The sequence below is a fragment of the Lentzea indica genome (genome assembly GCF_012184385.1).
Taxonomy (GTDB): domain Bacteria; phylum Actinomycetota; class Actinomycetes; order Mycobacteriales; family Pseudonocardiaceae; genus Lentzea; species Lentzea indica.
The window spans coordinates 1-853 of sequence record NZ_VSRL01000580.1; the positions used below are offsets into that span (position 1 = coordinate 1).

Consider the following 853-nt stretch of genomic DNA (forward strand, 5'->3'; position numbering starts at 1 on the left):
CCCTGCCCTGAAGGACAGGGATTCCCACCCGCCGTGCGGCGGGTAGCGCTTACGCGCTGGGCCTCGCGGCGCGGGTTTCCTGTTTCACTGCCGATCGCGGAAGGGAGGGCCCTTGCCGTCTGACATCAGCTCCGCAGGCATCGCCCGAGACAGTGTCCCGGGCTACGGCTCGACCAGCCGCAAGGATGTTCTTCGCCGCGTTGAGGTCCCGGTCGTGCCGGGTGCGGCAGCTCGGGCACGTCCAGTGCCGGGCGGACAAAGCAAGCTCGGCGAGCACGTGCCCGCAGGCCGAGCAGGTCTTGCTGGACGGGAACCAGCGGTCGATCACAACCAGCGTGCGGCCCGCGCGGCGGCACTTGTACTCCAACTGCCGCCGGAACTCGCCCCAGCCCGCGTCGGAGATGGCACGGGCGAGGTGGCGGTTGCGCACCATGTTCTTGACCGACAGGTCCTCGATCGCGATCACGTCGGCCGAGCGCACCAGAGCTGTGGTGGTGCGGTGCAGGAAATCCTGCCGGGCGGTGCGGACCTTGCGGTGCGCGCGGGCGACCTTGGCCTTGGCTTTGCGGCGGTTGCCGCTGCCGCGCTGGCAGCGGGCCATTCGTCGTTGGTAGCGGGCCAGGTTGCGGGCCTTGCGGACCAGGTGCCGCGGGTTCGCGATCCGCTCACCGTCACTGGTCACCACCAAGTCTGTGAGACCGAGGTCAACGCCGATCACGTGTCCAGCGGGCTCGGCCAGAGCAGGTGTTTCGGTGTCCACGGCAAAAGTCACGTACCAGCGGCCGTCCGGCTCACGCGACACCACCACCATCGTCGGATTCAGCGCGGCCACGTCCACGTCGCCGAACGACCA

General features: G+C 69.1%; 1 protein-coding gene. It reads right to left on the minus strand.

Going from position 1 to position 853, the window contains the following annotated elements:
- Positions 1-49 precede the first annotated feature (49 nt).
- Positions 50-853: RNA-guided endonuclease InsQ/TnpB family protein (locus tag FXN61_RS49725; RefSeq protein ID WP_167980675.1), on the minus strand; the 804-nt coding region annotated here is incomplete at its 5' end.